The organism is Cupriavidus sp. FW305-27, from assembly GCF_058787995.1.
This window is the reverse complement of the sequence record NZ_JBYTAG010000005.1, coordinates 39,366-53,838: the sequence shown is the minus strand read 5'-3', so window position 1 is coordinate 53,838 and position 14,473 is coordinate 39,366. Positions and strand designations below refer to the sequence as shown.

Here is a 14,473-nt window from a genome sequence, read left to right as displayed (position 1 = left end):
GCCAGTGTATGTGCGCCCGTTGCACGGTGCAATCGGTAATCGGCAAAGGCGGATTTCTTGTCTGCCGAAAGCCGCCTGGCCGCTTACACCACGCGCCTGGCGCGCAGTGCTTCCAGTTGCTGCGGGCTCAGCTTCAGGTAGTCGCGCAGCACCTCGTCGGTGTGCTGGCCCAGCGCGGGCGGGGCGTAGCGCAGCGTCGGGGGCGTCTCTGACAGGCGCAGCGGGCTGGCCGTGGTGACCACGTGGTTCACTGGCTCGCCGGCGGGCGGCTGGGCTCCCGGATAGCGCTCTTGCTCGACGCGCAGGCCACGGTGTTGCACATGGGGGTCGGCGTGGGCCTGGGCGATATTGTTGATGGGGCCGCAAGGCACGGAATTGGCTTCCAGCAGCGCGACCCATTGCGCCGTGGACCGGGTGCGCGTGAGCTCCATCATCATCGCGATCAGCGTCTTGCGGTTGTTGACGCGGCCGGTATTGGTGGCATAGCGCTCGTCGCGCGCCCAGTCCACGCCCGCGGCGTCGCAGAAGCGTGCGAACTGCCCGTCGTTGCCGATGGCCAGCAGCATATTGCCGTCGGCGGTCGGGAAGTCCTGGTAGGGCACCACGCTAGGGTGGATATTGCCTTGGCGCCGCGGCACGTCGCCGGCGTTCAGGAAGCCCGCGCCCTGGTTGGCCAGCACCGCCATCGCCACATCCAGCAGGGCGATGTCGATATGCTGGCCGCGGCCGGTGAAGTGGCGCGCTTCCAGCGCGCTCAGGATCGCGGTGGTGGCGTACATGCCGGTGAACAGGTCGATCACGGCCACGCCTACCTTCATCGGGCCGCCGCCGGGCTCGCCGTCGGCGTGGCCGGTGATGCTCATCAGGCCGCTCATGGCCTGGATCAGCAGGTCGTAGCCGGGCCGCGCCGCGTAGGGTCCGGTGTGGCCAAACCCCGTGACCGAGCAGTAGATCAGGCGCGGGTTGAGCGCGCTCAGGCTGTCATAGTCCAGCCCGTAGCGCTTGAGGCCGCCGGTCTTGAAATTCTCCACCACCACATCGCTCTGCCGGGCCAGCTCGCGGATCAGCTCCTGTCCCTCGGGCGTGGCCATGTCCACGGTGACCGAGCGCTTGTTGCGGTTGGCGGCGGTGAAATAGCAAGCCTGCCGGGTCGGCGCGCCGGCCTCGTCGGCGAGGAAAGGGGGCCCCCAGTGGCGCGTATCGTCGCCTTCGCCGGGTTTTTCGATCTTGATCACGTCGGCGCCCATGTCCGCCAGGTTCTGGGTTGACCACGGTCCGGCCAGCACGCGCGAGAGATCGAGCACGCGCAGGTGACTCAGGGCGCCGGTGCGGGCGGAGGGGGGAGGAAGGCCAGCGGCCGGCGTAGCGGTGGAATCTGTCATGTCAGGTCAGGCGGTCTCAAGGCAGGCTGCCCGTCCTGGGGACGGGCAGCGTTGCACGCGGGCATGGTTCAGGTGTATTGGCGCGGGGCGCGGTGCTTACGCGCCGCGGGCCTCACGGATCATGTTGCGCGCGATGATGACCTGCTGGATCTGCGTGGTGCCCTCATACAGGCGGAACAGGCGCACATCGCGGTAGAAGCGCTCGATGCCGAACTCGGAAATATAGCCGGAACCGCCGAGAATCTGTACCGCGCGGTCCGCCACGCGGCCCACCATCTCGGTGGCGAACATCTTGCAGCACGAGGCTTCGGTGGAGACGTTCCTGCCTTCGTCGCGGCGGCGCGCGGCGTCGATCACCATGCATTCGGCGGCATAAAGCTCGGCCTGGCTGTCGGCCAGCATGGCCTGGATCAGCTGGAACTCGCAGATCGGCTGGCCGAACTGCTGGCGCTCCAGTGCGTAGTTCAGCGCGTCGCGCAGCACGCGCCTGGCCACCCCGACGCTGACCGCCGCAATGTGCAGCCGGCCCTTGTCGAGCACCTTCATCGCCGTCTTGAAGCCCTGGCCTTCCTTCAGGCCGATCAGGTTCTCGGCCGGTACGCGCACGTTGTCGAAGATCACGTCGCAGGTATGCGCGCCTTTCTGCCCCATCTTCACGTCGCGCTTGCCGAAGCTGATGCCGGGCGTCCTGGCATCGACGATAAATGCCGAGACGCCGGCCGAGCCCTTGATTTCAGGGTTGGTACGCGCCATCAGCGTGAACATGCCGGCCTGCGGCGCGTTGGTGATAAAGCGCTTGGTGCCGTTGACCACGTAGTGGTCGCCATTCCTGACCGCGGTGGTGCGCAGCGAACCGGCGTCCGAGCCGGCATCCGGTTCGGTCAGGGCAAAGGAGGCCAGGATCTCGCCGGTGGCCAGGCGGGGCAGCCACGCGGCCTGCTGCTCCGGCGTGCCATCCATCAGGATGCCCTGCGAGCCGATGCCCACGGTGGTGCCCAGCAGCGAGCGGAAGGCCGGCGAGGTCTGGCACAGCTCCATGACCACGCGCACTTCCTCCTCCATGGTCAGCTCCAGGCCGCCAAAGCGCTCGGGGATGGTCATGCCGAACAGGCCCATCTCGCGCATGTCCTGCACGATATCCTGCGGGATTTCGTCGGTCTCGGCGACCAGCGCCTCGGCGGGCACCAGGCGCTCGCGCACAAAGCGGCGCACGCTGTCGAGCAGGGCTTCGAGGATGTCGTTATCGCGGATCATGTCGGTTCTTCCTGGGTGTCGGGTCGGTGTCGGTTCGAGGGGGCGGGACCATCAGTCCAGCGTCACGCCCTTGAGCACGCTGGCCCACTGCGTGCGCTCGCGCGCGGCGGTGTTCACGACATCCTGCGTGGTGCCGCTCCACTGTTCGTAGCCCAGTTCGGCATAGCGCTTCCTGAGCTCAACGTCTTCCACGGCCTGCCGCACTGCTGCGGCCAGCTTCTGGGTCTGCTCGGGGGTTACGCCCTTGGGGGCGTAGATGGCGTACCAGCCGCCGGCTTCGTAGTCCTTGAGGCCGGCAATCCCGGATTCGCGGAAGGTGGGCACGCCGGGCAGCGATGCGCTGCGCTTGGGCGAGCCCACGGCGATGGGCTTGACCTTGCCGCTCTGCACATAGCCGCTGGCGGTGCTGATGATATCGAACATCACGTCGATCTGGCCGCCGATGGTGTCGGTCATGGCCGGGGCATTGCCCTTGTAGGGAATATGGTTCAGCTGGACCTGCGCCTGCCGGGCGAACAGGGCCATGGCGACGTGGTTGGAGCTGCCGACGCCCGAGGAGCCGTAGCTGAGCTTGCCGGGATGCGCCCTGGCGTAGGCAACCAGGTCCTGGGTGCCCTTGAACGGCTCCTTGACGTTGGCCACCAGCATGTTGTAGTAGCGCGCCACCGGTGCCACCGGGGCGAGGTCCTTGGCCGGGTCGTACGGCAGGCTCTTCATGATGTTGGGCGCGACCGTCAGCGCCGCGCTGGCGGCGAACCACAGCGTGGCGCCGTCGGGCCTGGCGCGGACCACTTCATAGCCGGCCAGCGTGGCATTGGCGCCGGGCTTGTTGTCGACGATGACGTTGGCGTTGAGCGCCTTGCCCAACGCCACCGCAAACAGGCGCGCGGCCTGGTCGGCGGGGCCGCCGGCCGCGTAGCCGACCACGAGGCGCACCGGCTGGCCGTTGGGCTGTGCCGAGGCAGGGGGAGTAGCCAGGGTTGCGCCGCACAGAGCCAGGGCGGCCAGCATGGCGTGGCGGCGTGAGGTGGAAATCAAGATACTTCTCCTACGTAAAGCAAAGAGCCGATGGCAAAAGCCGAAAAGCAAAAGGCAAAAGGCAGGCTCAGCCCCCGCCGTCGCGCACGGGGGCTGTACGGTGAATGGAGTGGGTTTTCTCAGTAGCGTTCGAAGACCGCGGCAATACCCTGGCCGCCGCCGATGCACATGGTTTCCAGGCCATAGCGGCCGCCACGGCGCTGCAGTTCATGCAGCAGCGTGGCCAGGATGCGCACGCCGGTGGCGCCGATCGGATGGCCCAGCGAGATGCCCGAGCCGTTCACGTTCAGCTTCTGCTCGATCGCATCCTGGTCATGCCATTCCCAGCCCTTGAGCACGGCCAGCACCTGGCAGGCGAAGGCTTCGTTCAGCTCGACCAGGTCCATCTGGTCCAGCGTCAGGTTCAGGCGCGCCAGCAGCTTCTTCACCGCGGGCACCGGGCCGATGCCCATGTGCGAGGGCTCGCAGCCGGCCGCCGCCCAGCCCACCAGCGAGGCCATGGGGGTCAGGCCCAGTTCGGCCAGCCTGTCTTCGGCCACGATCAGGCAGGCGGCCGACGCGTCATTCTGCTGGCTGGCGTTGCCAGCGGTGACGGTACCGTTCGGCATCAGCGTGCGCAGCTTGCCAAGGCTTTCACGCGTGGTTTCCGGGCGGAAGCCTTCGTCGCGCGCGAACCGCACCGGATCGCCCTTGCGCTGGGGCACCTGCACGGGCACGACCTCGGCATCGAAGCGGCCGGCCTCCCAGGCTGCCGCGGCGCGTGCGTGGCTGCGGGCGGCGAAGACATCGGCCGCCTCGCGGCTGATGCCGTAGTCGCGCGCCAGGTTCTCGGCCGTCTCGATCATCCCGGAGATCTTGCCGAAGCGCTCGACCGGCTGGGAGCGTTCACGGCCACGGTCGAGGCGGTCGAAGAAGCGCACATTGCCCGAGCGCGCGCCCCAGCGCATGTCGGTGGTGTAGTACTCGATATTGCTCATGCTCTCGACGCCGCCCGCGATCACCACGTCGGCGGCGCCGCTTTGCACCATCATCGAGGCCGTGACGATGGCCTGCAGGCCGCCGCCGCAGCGGCGGTCCAGCTGCATGCCCGGCACCTCGACCGGCAGGCCGGCCTGCAGCGCGGCCCAGCGGCCGACGCAGGGCACTTCGCTGTTGGCGTAGGACTGGGCAAAGACCACGTCGTCGATACGCGCGGGATCGATGCCGCTGCGTTCCACCACGGCGCGCACGGCGGTGGCGGCCAGTTCCTCCACAGGCACCGGGCGCAAGCTGCCGCCGAAGGTGCCGACGGGCGTGCGGAGGGGAGTGACGATTGCAGCTCTGCGCATGGAAGTCTCCTTGGAACTCTGTGTTGGGATGAACAAGTAAGTCAGTTGGCCAGCGTGTGCCCGGGAAGGGCCACGAAGGCCGCGCCGCACTGACGCAGCAGGGCGTGGGCCTGGCGTTCCAGGTCCGCGCGGTGTTCGGGTGCGGCAATGTCCAGCATGCGGCGCACGCGCTGCGACAGCGTCTGGCCGCGCAGGTCGGCCACGCCGTGTTCGGTGACGATCAGGCCCGCGTCCGAGCGGGGCGTGCTGACCGGGCCGGACAACTGGGCCACGATGCGGCTCGCGCCCTTGGCGGTTGCTGGCAGCGCGACTATGGGCAGGCCGCCGCGGCTGCGCGCGGCGCCGCGCAGGAAGTCCACGGCACCGCCGACGGCGCCGACATAGACGCCGGCGGCAACTTCGGCGTTCACCTGGCCGGTGAGGTCGACCTCGATGGCGGAGTTGATGGCGGTCAGCTTGTCGACGCTGGCCAGCACCTCGGGGTGATGGGTATAGGCGGTCTCGCGCAGCTGCAGCTGCGGATTGCGGTGGGCCCAGCGCCGCAGCCGTTCGCTGCCCATCAGGATGCCGGCGATGCCCACGCCCGTATCGATGCTCTTGCGTGCGTTGGTCAGCACCCCGGCTTCGGCCAGCGCCGCAATGCCGTCGCCGATCGCGCCGCTGTGCAGCCCCAGGTCGCGGTGGCCATTCAGCGCAGCGACCACGGCCTCTGGCAGGTTGCCGATGCCCATCTGCAGGGTGGCGCCATCCTCCACCCAGCCGGCGATGTGGCGAGCGATAGCCTGTTCGGCCGGGCCGGGCGCGCTGCGGTCAAGGCTGATCGGCGGGTGCAGCGCTTCGACCTGCAGGTCGATATCGTCCGCGCTCAGGTAGCGGCTGCCGTGGGTCCACGGCACCTCAGGGTTCACCTCGGCGATGATGACGCGGGCGCGGTCGAGCGCCGCGGGGAGGTATTCATGCACCAGCCCCAGGCTGTGGCGCCCCTGCTCGTCGGCGGGCGAGACCTGCACCAGCGCCACGTCCGCCCGCAGCGTGCCCTGGCGGATCAGCCCGGGCAGGTGCGAATAGTGGCTGGGCACGATGTCCAGCACGCCGGCCCTGGCCAGTTGCCGGTGCGGGCCGCTGGTGGCGTAGCCGAAGAAGTCGAGCACATCCGCCTGGGCCGGCTGCAGCGTGTCTGACTGCCCGATGCCGACAAAGACACTGAGCCGTCCGCCCTGGGCGATGGCGTGGCGGTGCTCCACCAGTGCGCGCGTCAGCGTCAGCGGCTCGGCGGTGGCTTGCCCCCACCAGATATGGTCTCCGGGGCGGATCAGGGCTTGCAGGCGGGAGGCGAGGGTGTGCATGTCCACGGGGCAGCGGTCAGTCGGCGCATGCGCCGGATAGCCCGGAGCATGTTCCCAAAGCGTGGTTTGCGCTATTTGACAATGCCAATGGCGGACTTTGGCGAAAGCGAAAGGCCTTAACCGTCGCCAGGACTTAACCCCGGTGGAAGGCGCGCTTTCGGAAAGGCTGATTGTCCAACCGGCCGAACGCCGCGACTATTGCGGTTATCACAAGGAGGCGGCCGTCCGCCAGAGACCGAACGCAAGCCAAGCGCCATGATCGAACAGACCCAATCGAACAACTTCCAAGAAATCCGCGACGCCATCCGCGCGCTTTGCGCGGAGTTTCCCGATGAGTACTTCCGCAAGGTGGACGAGCAGCGCGCCTATCCCGAGGCCTTTGTCAATGCGCTGACCGCGGCGGGCTGGCTGGCGGCGCTGATTCCGCAGGAGTACGGTGGTTCCGGCCTGGGTCTGACCGAAGCCTCGGTCATCATGGAAGAGATCAACCGCTGCGGCGGCAACTCCGGCGCCTGCCACGGCCAGATGTACAACATGGGCACGTTGCTGCGGCACGGCTCCAGGGCACAGAAGGACAAGTACCTGCCGAAGATTGCCTCGGGGGAATGGCGCCTGCAGTCCATGGGCGTGACCGAGCCCACCACCGGCACTGACACCACCAAGATCAAGACCTCGGCGGTCAAGAAGGACGGACGCTACGTCGTCAACGGCCAGAAGGTCTGGATCAGCCGCGTCCAGCACAGCGACTTCATGATCCTGCTGGCGCGCACCACGCCGCTGGCCGACGTGAAGAAGAAGAGCGAGGGGATGTCCATCTTCATGGTGGACCTGCACGAGGCGCAGAAGAAGGGCCTGACCGTGCGCCCCATCCCCAACATGGTCAACCACGAGACCAATGAACTGTTTTTCGAGGACCTGGAAATCCCCGAGGAAAACCTGATCGGTGAAGAGGGCAAGGGATTCAAGTACATCCTCGATGGCCTGAACGCCGAGCGCACGCTGATCGCGGCCGAGTGCATCGGCGACGGCTATTGGTTCATCGACCGCGTGACCAAGTACGTCAGGGAACGCGAGGTCTTCGGCCGCCCCATCGGCCAGAACCAGGGCGTGCAGTTCCCGATCGCCGAGTCCTTTATCGAACTGGAAGCGGCGAACCTGATGCGCTGGAAAGCCTGTGAGCTGTTTGACAAGCACGAGCCCATGGGGGCCCAGGCCAACATGGCCAAGTACCTGGCCGCCAAGGCGAGCTGGGAAGCCGGCAACGCCTGCCTGCAGTTCCACGGTGGTTTCGGCTTTGCCTGCGAATACGACGTGGAGCGCAAGTTCCGGGAAACGCGGCTGTACCAGGTGGCACCGATCTCCACCAACCTGATCTACTCTTTCGTCGCCGAACACGTCCTGGGCCTGCCGCGCTCATTCTGAGCGATGGACGGCGCGCCAGCCCCAACAATCAAGGGGCTGGCCAGATGGAACCCCGGCAGCAACGGCGCCGGGGTTCCTGCTTCGCCCAGGCCCCGAATTCCCCTCCCTGTCTCCTCTCTTCGCCCGCGCAGCCGGATCCAGCCCGATCCTCAAATCGGAAACTGCGTCGTCGACAGCACCTGCTTGAGCACCATGAACGAGCGAATCTGCCGCACGCCCGGCAGGTAGAGCAACTGCTCCGCGTGGAGGCGGTTGAAGCTCTCGCTGTCCTTGGTCCTGAGCATCATGATGTAGTCGAACTCGCCGGTGACTTCATGGCATTCCATACAGCCTGATACCTTCTGCGCCGCTTTCTCAAAGGCGGCGAAGGACTCGGGCGTGGACCGGTCCAGCACGACCCCGATGATGACCAGCATCCCCGCGTCCAGGGGAGCCGGGTTCAGCAGCGCCACGACGCCGCGGATCAGGCCATCCGCTTTCAGGCGTTCCACGCGGCGCAGGCATGCGGGCGGGCTGAGGCTGACCTTGCCCGCCAGGGCCAGGTTGGAGATGGACGCATCGCGCTGCAAGGCGCGCAGGATGGCCTTGTCCGTGCGATCCAGCACCGGCGCGGGCTGTGCGGAGGTCTCGGATTTCGAACGAAATTTTATTCTGCTTGTTGCCATTTCTACGAAATAAAGAGAATTTCTGGGTGCTTGCTGTCTATTTATCGTGCAAGAAGTCGCAGATCTTTGCAAGCACCTTTCGCCCCAGCCTTCTTATGATGATTCCAGATGCGGCGTCGCGCAGCGTCCGTGCGAATGCCGGGCTTTGCGGCTGCAAGGCGCCCGCATGCCAACCGCAACCTGGAGCCAGTCATGAACCTGAAGCAATTTCCGCGTCATTCCCTGACCTTCGGCCCGACGCCGATCCATCCGCTATCGCGGCTGAGCGAAAGCCTGGGTGGCAAGGTCGAGCTCTATGCCAAGCGCGACGACTGCAACAGCGGGCTCGCCTTTGGCGGCAACAAGACGCGCAAGCTCGAATACGTCATTCCAGACGTGCTGGCGCAGGGCGCCGATACGCTGGTCTCGATCGGCGGGATCCAGTCGAACCACACGCGCCAGGTTGCCGCCATCGCGGCCCACCTGGGGCTGAAGTGCGTGCTGGTGCAGGAGAACTGGGTCAACTACTCCGACGCGGTTTATGACCGCGTGGGCAACATCCAGATGTCGCGCATCATGGGGGCCGACGTGCGCCTGGTCAGCGAAGGCTTCGACATCGGTATTCGCCCCAGCTGGGAAGAAGCCATGGAGAGCGTGCGCAAGGCGGGCGGCAAGCCCTACCCGATTCCGGCAGGCTGCTCGGAGCATCCGCTCGGCGGTCTCGGCTACGTAGGCTTCGCCGAGGAAGTGCGGGAGCAGGAAGCCGGACTCGGCTTCAGGTTCGACTACATCGTGGTCTGCTCGGTCACCGGCAGCACGCAGGCGGGCATGGTGGTCGGATTCGCTGCCGACGGCCGCGCGGACCGGGTCATCGGCATCGATGCATCGGCCAAGCCGGAACCGACGCGCGCGCAGATCCTGCGCATCGCCCGCCATACCGCGGAGCTGGTCGGCCTCGGCCGCGACATCACTGAAGCGGACGTGGTGCTGGACACCCGCTATGGCGGACCCGAATACGGCCTGCCTTCGGCCGGCACCCTGGAAGCCATCCGCCTCAGCGCCAGGCTGGAGGGCATGATGACGGACCCGGTCTATGAGGGCAAGTCCATGCAGGGCATGATCGACATGGTCCGTCGCGGCGAGTTTCCGCAAGGATCGAAAGTCCTCTTTGCACACCTGGGCGGGGTACCGGCATTGAACGCCTACAGCTTCCTGTTCAAGGACGGGTGATTCCATGCGCAGGTGCGCAGCCGGGATTCCCCGGATGCCCGGTTAATCGTTGCCCGCCTGCGCGCCCGCCCCAAAGCGCAGGCGCAGGCTCCGGTTGGCATCGTGCAGCGAACCGTCCGCCGCTTCCACCACGCGGTGCAGGTAGTCTTCGCTGGCGTCTAGCAGCGCCCCGTACAGGGTGTGGCACAAGCCGCGCGCGGTGCGGCCGGGCCAGTCTTGCGGCAGCATCGCTTCGGGCAGGTTGGGGTCGCGCAGCAGCACACGCCGGTATTCGTGCACCAGGAGCGTCCGCACGAAGAAAGCATCGGCCGGAGCAAGCCCGGCGGCCTCTTCGGCCAGCGGCGCAAAGCGGCGCAGCAGTGCCTGCCAGGCAGCGGCCACGTCGCCGAGCTTGAAGGTCTGGTGCATCAGCGCCTGCAGTGGCCGGATGGAAAACGCCTCGAGGCTGCTCGCTTCCATCACCGCCACATCGTCCTGCGCGCGTGCGGCCTGGAGGATTTCGCGCAGCGAGGCGAGGTCCGCTTGGGGGTGGGCCATCACCCCCGGCGCGATGGCGCCGAAGCCCTCCCACAGCAATTCCCGCTTCAGCTTCTGCCGGACCGTGGCGCGTACGTCACCGCGCACCATCACCAGGGTCCAGCGGCCGTCCCATTCGGATGCCTCACCCGCATAGATGCGCTTGCCGGCGTGCAGTACACGCTGCAAACCGGCGTCTGACAGCCCGTAGTAGCTGCGCCGCCCCATCCTGGTCGCGGCCAGCCAGTCGTCGGCGGTAAGGCGGAAGGTGGCGGTGCGCACCAGCCGGTCATTGATGCCGAACGGCGCCGCCAGCCGGATCAGGCTGCCCAGCCAGATGGCCTGCGGCCGCGGCGCCACCACATCGCCGAACAAGGTCACCAGCATGGAATTGGCGCCCAGCTTCAGCCCGCGTGCCAGCCGCGCCACGCGGGGAGAAACCGGATCTGTGCCTGGCGTCGCCATCGGCCCGCTCCCTGAAGTGATACACAAATGCAGATTGATTGAATCAAATTGTATCACTACCATCCGTTGCAACTGACGATGTTGATGCAGGTCAAGACCCCGATTCAGAGCAACCAAGAGCGGAGCAAAGGATGTACGCACAGCTGGTGGAGACAGGAGCGACGAGGCTTCGCGCCATGGAAGAAATGGAGCCGCAGGAGCGCGAGTTCCAGGCGCGCGTCGATGCCGGGATCAAGATCGAGGCCAAGGACTGGATGCCGGAGGCCTATCGCAAGACCCTGGTCCGCCAGATCTCGCAGCATGCCCATTCCGAGATTGTGGGCCAGCTGCCGGAAGGCAACTGGGTCACCCGCGCGCCGACGCTGGAGCGCAAGGCAGTCTTGCTGGCCAAGATCCAGGATGAGGCCGGCCATGGCCTGTATCTCTACAGCGCGGCCGAGACCCTGGGCGTGTCGCGCGACCAGATGCTGGGCGACCTGCACACCGGCAAGGCCAAGTATTCCAGCATCTTCAACTACCCGACGCTGAGTTGGGCCGACATCGGCATGATCGGCTGGCTGGTCGACGGCTCGGCCATCATCAACCAGGTGCCGCTGTGCCGCTGCTCGTTCGGGCCCTATGCGCGCGCCATGGTGCGCGTGTGCAAGGAAGAGTCGTTCCACCAGCGCCAGGGCTACGACATCCTGCTGTCGCTGTGCAACGGCACCCCCGAGCAGAAGCAGATGGCGCAGGACGCGCTCAATCGCTGGTGGTGGCCGGCGCTGATGATGTTCGGCCCGTCCGACGGCGATTCGCCCAACAGCGCGCAATCCATGCAATGGCGCATCAAGCTGTTCTCCAATGACGAGCTGCGCCAGAAGATGGTCGACCAGACCGTGCCGCAGGCCGAGTACCTGGGCCTGGCCATTCCGGATCCCGAACTGAAGTGGAACGAGGAGCGCGGCCACTATGACTTCGGCGAGATCGACTGGTCCGAGTTCTACAACGTCATCCAGGGCAACGGCCCCTGCAACCGCGAGCGCCTGCGCACCCGCGTCAAGGCCTGGGAAGAGGGCGCGTGGTTCCGCGATGCCCTGGTGACCCACGCCGACAAGCAGGCCCAGCGCGCCGCCGCGTGACCCCGCGGCGCCCGGCGCCGCCATCCATCCAACGCAATGACACAGGAGGTTGCCATGAAAGAGTGGCCGCTTTGGGAGATCTTTATCCGCAGCCAGCACGGCCTGGCCCACAAGCACGTGGGCAGCCTGCACGCGCCCGACGGCGAAATGGCGATCAACAACGCGCGTGACGTCTATACGCGCCGCAACGAGGGCGTCAGCGTCTGGGTGGTGAAGGCCGGCGACGTGGTCGCCAGCAGCCCCGGCGACAAGGGCCCGCTGTTCGAGCCGGCCAACAGCAAGGTCTACCGCCACCCGACGTTCTTCCCGATGCCGGAAGCCGTCAAGCACATCTGATACGGCCCGCATGATGGACAACCACAAGCTCGAATACCTGCTGCGCCTCGGCGACGCCACGCTGGTCCTTGGCCAGCGCTTGTCGGAATGGTGCGGCCGCGGCCCGGCGCTGGAAGAGGACATCGCGCTGACCAATGTCGCGCTCGACCTGATCGGCCAGACCCGGCTGTGGCTGGGCTACGCCGCGGAAGTGGAGGGCGCCGGCCGCAGCGCCGACCAGCTGGCCTACCTGCGCGACGCGCACCAGTTCCGCAACCCGCTGCTGGTGGAGCAGCCCAACGGCAGCTATGCCGATACGCTGGCGCGGCAGTTCCTGTTCGACACCTGGCACTACTTCCTGCTCGACGGGCTGCAGCGCTCGACCGATGCCCGCATCGCCGAGATCGCCGCCAAGTCGCTCAAGGAAGTGACCTACCACGTGCGCCGCAGCGCCGACCTGGTGGTGCGCCTGGGCGACGGCAGCGAAGAGAGCCACCGCCGCATGCAGGATGCCTTCAACGACCTGTGGATGTTCAGCGATGAGCTGTTCGAGTCCGACGCGGGCGACGCCGCGCTGGTGCAGGCCGGCCTGGTGCCGGATCCCGCATCACTGGCCGAACCGTGGCAGCGCCACGTGGCCGCGGTGCTGGAAGAAGCCACGCTGCAGCTGCCTGCGGGCACGTGGTCGCAGAGCGGCGGCCGCCACGGCCGCCATACCGAACACCTCGGCTACCTGCTGGCCGAAATGCAGTTCCTGCAGCGCGCCTATCCGGGCGCCAGCTGGTGAACGCCATGACTGCGCAAGCGATCGCACGCCCGGCGCTCGGGCAGGTCTGGACCTGGCTCGATACGGTGCCCGATCCCGAGATCCCGGTGATCTCGGTGGTGGATCTCGGCATTGTGCGCGACGTGGCATGGGAGGACGACGCCTGCGTCGTCACCATCACCCCGACGTACTCCGGCTGCCCGGCCATGACCGTGATCCGGGAGGAGATCGAGCGCACGCTGGCTGCGCAGGGCATTGCCAGCGTGCGCGTGCGCACGCAGCTGGCGCCGGCCTGGACCACCGACTGGATGACGCCGCGCGGCAAGGCCAGCCTGGGCGGCTACGGCATTGCGCCGCCGGCCCAGCAGGTGATCGACATCAGCGGCATCAGCCGCAAGGCGGCGCCGGCGCTGGTGGTGGCGTGCCCGCACTGCGGCTCGCAGCACACGCGGCTGGTGAGCCAGTTCGGCTCGACCGCCTGCAAGGCCCTGTACCGCTGCGGCGACTGCAAGGAACCGTTCGATTACTTCAAGGCGCACTGAGCCTGACCGGGGTAGTGAGATGAGCAAATTCCATGAACTGACCGTGGCCTCGGTCACCCGCGAAACCCGCGATGCCGTGGCCGTGACCTTTGCCGTGCCGGATGAACTGGCCGACACCTACCGCTACATCCAGGGCCAGCACCTGACGCTGCGCACCGGCATCGGCGGCGAGGACGTGCGCCGCTCGTACTCGATCTGCTCGGCGGTGCAGGACGCGCAGCTGCGCGTCGCGATCAAGCGCGTCGACGGCGGCCTGTTCTCCAACTGGGCCAACGAACAACTGCAGCCCGGCATGAAGCTGGAAGTGATGCCGCCATCCGGCCACTTCCACGTGCCGCTGTCTGCCACGCAGGCGAGGCACTACGTGGCCTTCGCCGCCGGCAGCGGCATCACGCCGATGCTGTCGATCATCAAGACTACGCTGGAGGCCGAGCCCCAGAGCCGCTTCACGCTGTTCTACGGCAACCGCGCCTCGTCTTCGGTGCTGTTCAAGGAAGAGCTGGAAGACCTGAAGGACACCTACCTGCAGCGCTTCAACCTGGTGTTCGTGCTCAGCCGCGAGCAGCTGGATATCGACCTGTTCAACGGCCGCATCGACGGCGAGAAGGTCAATGCCTTGCTCAAGCACTGGGTCAAGCCGCAGGACATCGACATCGCCTTTATCTGCGGCCCGCACTCGATGATGGAAGAGGTGTCGCAGGCGCTGCTCGACAACGGCGTGGACAAGGCCCGCATCAAGCGCGAGCTGTTTGCCACCAGCATTCCCGCGGCCCGCCCGGCGGCGCATGCGCACAAGCAGGTGGGGCAGCAGCAGTGCGAGGTCACGGTGATCCAGGACGGCCGCACGCGCTCCTTCACGCTGGAGAAGAACAAGGAGACGGTGCTGGATGCCGCGCTGGCGCAAGGCATCGAGCTGCCTTACTCATGCAAGGGCGGGGTCTGCTCGACCTGCCGCTGCAAGCGCATCGAAGGCGAGGTCGACATGGACGTCAACTTTGCGCTGGAGGACTACGAAGTCGCGCGCGGCTTCATCCTCAGCTGCCAGAGCTACGCCGTCAGCGACAGGCTGGTGATCGACTTCGACCAGGAAACCTGAAGCGCTTCCCG

The 14,473-nt window shown here is 66.8% G+C and carries 14 protein-coding genes; 7 read left to right on the top strand and 7 right to left on the bottom strand.

Translation table 11 applies throughout. The features are described from left to right. Positions 1-83: 83 nt before the first annotated feature. The 5 genes from AC3WRI_RS03580 to AC3WRI_RS03560 form a co-directional block, all read right to left on the bottom strand. Positions 84-1,382 (bottom strand): CaiB/BaiF CoA transferase family protein, encoded by a 1,299-nt coding sequence (locus tag AC3WRI_RS03580; protein WP_011617190.1) that lies wholly within the window; start codon positions 1,380-1,382, stop codon positions 84-86. A 96-nt stretch (positions 1,383-1,478) separates the two neighbouring features. Continuing rightward, positions 1,479-2,636 (bottom strand): acyl-CoA dehydrogenase family protein, encoded by a 1,158-nt coding sequence (locus AC3WRI_RS03575; protein WP_439671818.1) that lies wholly within the window; start codon positions 2,634-2,636, stop codon positions 1,479-1,481. 51 nt (positions 2,637-2,687) lie between these two features. Next, positions 2,688-3,674 carry a Bug family tripartite tricarboxylate transporter substrate binding protein gene (locus tag AC3WRI_RS03570; protein WP_011617188.1) on the bottom strand — a complete coding sequence of 329 codons (987 nt, stop codon included), beginning with the start codon at positions 3,672-3,674 and terminating at the stop codon, positions 2,688-2,690. Positions 3,675-3,793: 119 nt separating this feature from the next. After that, complete coding sequence (locus tag AC3WRI_RS03565) at positions 3,794-5,002, bottom strand: acetyl-CoA C-acetyltransferase (protein WP_492292594.1); 1,209 nt, start codon at positions 5,000-5,002, stop codon at positions 3,794-3,796. Positions 5,003-5,043: 41 nt separating this feature from the next. Further along, positions 5,044-6,348 carry an acetyl-CoA hydrolase/transferase family protein gene (locus AC3WRI_RS03560; protein ID WP_492292593.1) on the bottom strand — a complete coding sequence of 435 codons (1,305 nt, stop codon included), beginning with the start codon at positions 6,346-6,348 and terminating at the stop codon, positions 5,044-5,046. 255 nt (positions 6,349-6,603) lie between these two features. On the opposite strand from AC3WRI_RS03560, the gene AC3WRI_RS03555 reads away from it, so the two are divergent. Further along, on the top strand, positions 6,604-7,770 hold the full coding sequence (locus tag AC3WRI_RS03555; protein WP_010809316.1) for an acyl-CoA dehydrogenase family protein: 1,167 nt from the start codon (positions 6,604-6,606) through the stop codon (positions 7,768-7,770). Between the two features lie 149 nt (positions 7,771-7,919). Here AC3WRI_RS03555 and AC3WRI_RS03550 read toward each other — a convergent pair whose 3' ends face one another. Next, complete coding sequence (locus tag AC3WRI_RS03550) at positions 7,920-8,435, bottom strand: Lrp/AsnC family transcriptional regulator (RefSeq protein WP_081050152.1); 516 nt, start codon at positions 8,433-8,435, stop codon at positions 7,920-7,922. 192 nt (positions 8,436-8,627) lie between these two features. On the opposite strand from AC3WRI_RS03550, the gene AC3WRI_RS03545 reads away from it, so the two are divergent. Beyond that, positions 8,628-9,644: a 1-aminocyclopropane-1-carboxylate deaminase gene (locus AC3WRI_RS03545; RefSeq protein ID WP_010809318.1), complete on the top strand. Its 1,017-nt coding sequence runs from the start codon at positions 8,628-8,630 to the stop codon at positions 9,642-9,644. Between the two features lie 42 nt (positions 9,645-9,686). Here the strand turns inward: AC3WRI_RS03545 and paaX are convergent, their stop codons facing one another. Then, a complete protein-coding gene (gene paaX / locus AC3WRI_RS03540; protein WP_011617184.1) occupies positions 9,687-10,625 on the bottom strand; it encodes a phenylacetic acid degradation operon negative regulatory protein PaaX in 939 nt (312 codons plus the stop codon). Between the two features lie 131 nt (positions 10,626-10,756). Between paaX and paaA the strand changes: the two genes are divergently transcribed. From paaA to paaE, 5 genes are read left to right on the top strand one after another with little or no spacing between them, the layout of a single operon-like run. Next, entirely contained in the window at positions 10,757-11,743 is a 987-nt protein-coding gene (gene paaA / locus AC3WRI_RS03535; protein WP_010809320.1) for a 1,2-phenylacetyl-CoA epoxidase subunit PaaA, read from the top strand. A gap of 54 nt (positions 11,744-11,797) precedes the next feature. Further along, positions 11,798-12,079, top strand: coding sequence for a 1,2-phenylacetyl-CoA epoxidase subunit PaaB (paaB, locus tag AC3WRI_RS03530; protein WP_010809321.1), 282 nt, complete (start codon positions 11,798-11,800; stop codon positions 12,077-12,079). 10 nt (positions 12,080-12,089) lie between these two features. Beyond that, entirely contained in the window at positions 12,090-12,845 is a 756-nt protein-coding gene (gene paaC / locus AC3WRI_RS03525; RefSeq protein ID WP_454749261.1) for a 1,2-phenylacetyl-CoA epoxidase subunit PaaC, read from the top strand. Positions 12,846-12,850: 5 nt separating this feature from the next. Further along, the gene (gene paaD / locus AC3WRI_RS03520) at positions 12,851-13,366 is read left to right on the top strand and encodes a 1,2-phenylacetyl-CoA epoxidase subunit PaaD (protein ID WP_492292591.1); all 516 of its coding nucleotides are present in this window, start codon (positions 12,851-12,853) and stop codon (positions 13,364-13,366) included. Positions 13,367-13,385: 19 nt separating this feature from the next. After that, complete coding sequence (paaE, locus tag AC3WRI_RS03515) at positions 13,386-14,462, top strand: 1,2-phenylacetyl-CoA epoxidase subunit PaaE (RefSeq protein ID WP_010809324.1); 1,077 nt, start codon at positions 13,386-13,388, stop codon at positions 14,460-14,462. Positions 14,463-14,473: the final 11 nt, after the last annotated feature.